This window comes from Corynebacterium sp. (assembly GCF_012838985.1).
Classification (GTDB): domain Bacteria; phylum Actinomycetota; class Actinomycetes; order Mycobacteriales; family Mycobacteriaceae; genus Corynebacterium.
Genome location: NZ_DUOE01000159.1, coordinates 1 through 2,901, shown reverse-complemented (window position 1 = coordinate 2,901; position 2,901 = coordinate 1). Strand labels below are relative to the sequence as shown.

Below are 2,901 nucleotides of genomic sequence, written 5' to 3'. Positions count from 1 at the left end.
GTCCCTTTCATGTGCTGCGTTGGTGGTTCGCGTCGGCCCGCCCGCGTGAGGCGGCCGCGCGACGCATGCGACTATTCTTGCACACAAAAACGTGAGCATTCCGTCAGGTTCGTGATTTTGCCCCAAAAGATCGGGAATCGCCAGTAGAACGCGCCGAAATCATTTTGTTATCTTCGGCGTGCCGCGGACAAGGGTCGCCGACTGACACTTTCGGGGGCGAAACCGGCCCGTCGGGAAAGACGGAAAACCCGGCCTCCGCGGCGGGTGCGCGGGGCCGGGACGTCGGGAAGCTGCCTAGGCGTGCGGGGCCTGACCCCGGGCGATGGGCATGCGGACCATGTTGCCCCACTCGACCCAGGAGCCGTCGTAGTTGCGGACGCTGTCGAAACCGAGGAGGTACTTCAGCACGAACCAGGTGTGCGCGGTGCGGTCGCCGACGTGGCAGTACACCGTGGTGTCCGCGGCGGGGTCCAGGGAGGAGTAGAGCTCGTCGAGCTCCGCGCGGGAGCGGAAGCGGGAGTTCGGGTGGACGTTGTCCTGCCAGGGCAGGTTCACCGCGGTGGGGATGTGGCCCTTGCGCAGGGTGGGGGCGACAGCGGGCTCCTCGCCGTCGCCGAGCAGGCCGTTGTACTCCTCGAGGGAGCGGACGTCGACGATGGTGGCCGAGCCGATCTGCTCGAGCATCTCGGTGACGAAGACGCGGTAGTCGGCGTCGTTGCGCTCGACGACGGGGTAGTCGGCGGAGGGGTACTCGGGCACGACGAAGGAGGTGTCCCGCTCCTCGGCCATCCAGGCGTCGCGGCCGCCGTCGAGAAGCCGGACGTCCTCATGCCCGAACAGTTCGAAGACCCACAGCGTGAAGGCGGCCCACCAGTTGGACTGGTCGCCGTAGATGACGACCGTGTCATCGCGGGCGATTCCCTTGGAGTTCATGAGGGCGGCGAAGGCCTCGCCGTCGATGATGTCGCGGGTGACGGGGTCGTTGAGGTCCTTCTGCCAGTCGATGCGTACGGCGCCGGGCAGGTGTCCGATGTCGTAGAGGAGGGAGTCCTCGTCGGACTCGATCACGCGCAGTCCGGGCGTGCCCAGGCGGGCGGAGAGCCAGGAGGCGGAGACGAGTCGTTCGGGGTGGGCGTACTCCTGGAAGGGCGCGTGAGGATCGAAGGGGACGGCCACGATGGTCCCGCCTTTCTGGCGAATACGAGGTCTGGAGGCCGACTCCATCATTGTCCTTATAGTGTGATGAATCGGCGCGTGAGTCTGTCACCAGAGTAGATCAGCAGGGTGCGGGGGGTCACGTGGGGGAGTGTGGTGTGTCCTTAATTACTAGTTGTATTCTCATCTCTCTCATCCTGTTGTCAGACATTAAAATCGCATGTTGACGGCGAGAATCACATGAGCCGGACATCGCGTTTTCCCTGAAAGGGGTGCAGAGTGCGCAAGGCAATCGTCGTCTTCGAGGTTGAGGGCGGATCCGACAAGTACTTCGACGGTCACCGCAAGGACACCATGCCGATCGTCAACGCCATCAAGGCCCGGGGCTGGCATGCCGAGGTCGTCTACTTCCGACCGGAGTGGGCCGACGACATCTTCGACTACGTCACCGCCAACTTCGACGCGTACATCTCCCGCGTCAACCCCGGCAACATCCCCGGCGGCGAGGAAGGCTACTTCGCACTCCTCGCGCGCCTCGACTACGAGGGCATCGTCGGCATGTCCACCCCCGTGGAGATGATGGCCTACGGCGCCAAGGACGCCCTGGTCAAGCTCCGCGAGACCGACCTGGTGCCCACCGACACCTACGCCTACTACGAGCCGGAGGACTTCCACGCGAACTTCCCGGTCTCCCTGTCCTACGGCGAGCGCGTGCTCAAGCAGAACCGCGGTTCCACCGGTTCCGGCATCTGGCGCGTCCAGATCGTCGACAAGGAGCTCGCCGCCTCCGTCGAGCCGGGCACCGCCCTGCCGCTGGACACGAAGATCAAGTGCACCGAGGCCGTGGACAACCACACCGAGATCCGGGAGCTCGGCGAGTTCATGGACTTCTGCGACCAGTACGTCCTGGGCCGCAACGGCATGCTCGTCGACATGCGCTTCATGCCGCGCATCGTCGAGGGTGAGATCCGTATCCTGCTGGTCGGCCCGCACCCGGTGTTCGTCGTGCACAAGAAGCCGGCCGAGGGCGAGGACAACTTCTCCGCCACCCTCTTCTCCGGCGCCACCTACACCTACGACAAGCCGGAGGTGTGGCAGGAGCTCATCGACATGTTCGACGAGGCCCGCCCGGTCATCGCCGAGAATCTCGGCGGCGACAACATCCCGCTGATCTGGACCGCCGACTTCATGCTCGACGACGCCCCGGACGGCGGCGACACCTACGTCCTCGGCGAGATCAACTGCTCCTGCGTCGGCTTCACCTCGGAGCTGGACATGGGGATCCAGGAGCTGGTGGCCGAGGAGGCCATCGGCCGCGTCGAGAAGAAGTACGCCGACGCCTGACGCCGGCGCCCACTGCTTTCCGACGCCCGCCGACCACTCCTGGGGTGAACGCCGTTCACCTCTGGTGGGCCCCGCCGACCGTGGATAGCGTGATGCACACCACAACATCCCGTTCCCACTGAGGAGATCCCATGGTCCGCGCAATCCACCACTTCATCGACGGGGCCGTCCGCCCCGGCACCTCCGGCCGCACCGCCGACGTCATGAACCCGTCCACGGGTGCGGTGCAGGCGCAGGTCGACCTGGCCACCGCCGGGGAGGTCCACGCGGTCATCGCGAACGCCGCGCAGGCGCAGCCGGGCTGGGCCCACGGTATCCGCGCCTGCGGGCCGGCCTCCCTGGGGCTCATCAACACGGGGCTGCCCCTCAACGCCACCCCCGCCCCCGCCGTGCCGGCGGGCC

Annotated in this window: 3 protein-coding genes; 2 read left to right on the top strand and 1 reads right to left on the bottom strand. The window is 66.3% G+C overall.

What is annotated here, in order from left to right:
- Positions 1-294 precede the first annotated feature (294 nt).
- Positions 295-1,176, bottom strand: a complete 882-nt coding sequence (locus tag GXZ33_RS09220; RefSeq protein WP_291340741.1) for a sulfurtransferase — start codon at positions 1,174-1,176, stop codon at positions 295-297.
- A 258-nt stretch (positions 1,177-1,434) separates the two neighbouring features.
- On the opposite strand from GXZ33_RS09220, the gene GXZ33_RS09215 reads away from it, so the two are divergent.
- Both GXZ33_RS09215 and GXZ33_RS09210 read left to right on the top strand, forming a co-directional pair.
- Positions 1,435-2,499: a Cj0069 family protein gene (locus tag GXZ33_RS09215; RefSeq protein WP_291340740.1), complete on the top strand. Its 1,065-nt coding sequence runs from the start codon at positions 1,435-1,437 to the stop codon at positions 2,497-2,499.
- Between the two features lie 131 nt (positions 2,500-2,630).
- A partial coding sequence (locus tag GXZ33_RS09210; protein ID WP_291340739.1) for an aldehyde dehydrogenase family protein occupies positions 2,631-2,901 on the top strand: 271 nt, incomplete at its 3' end.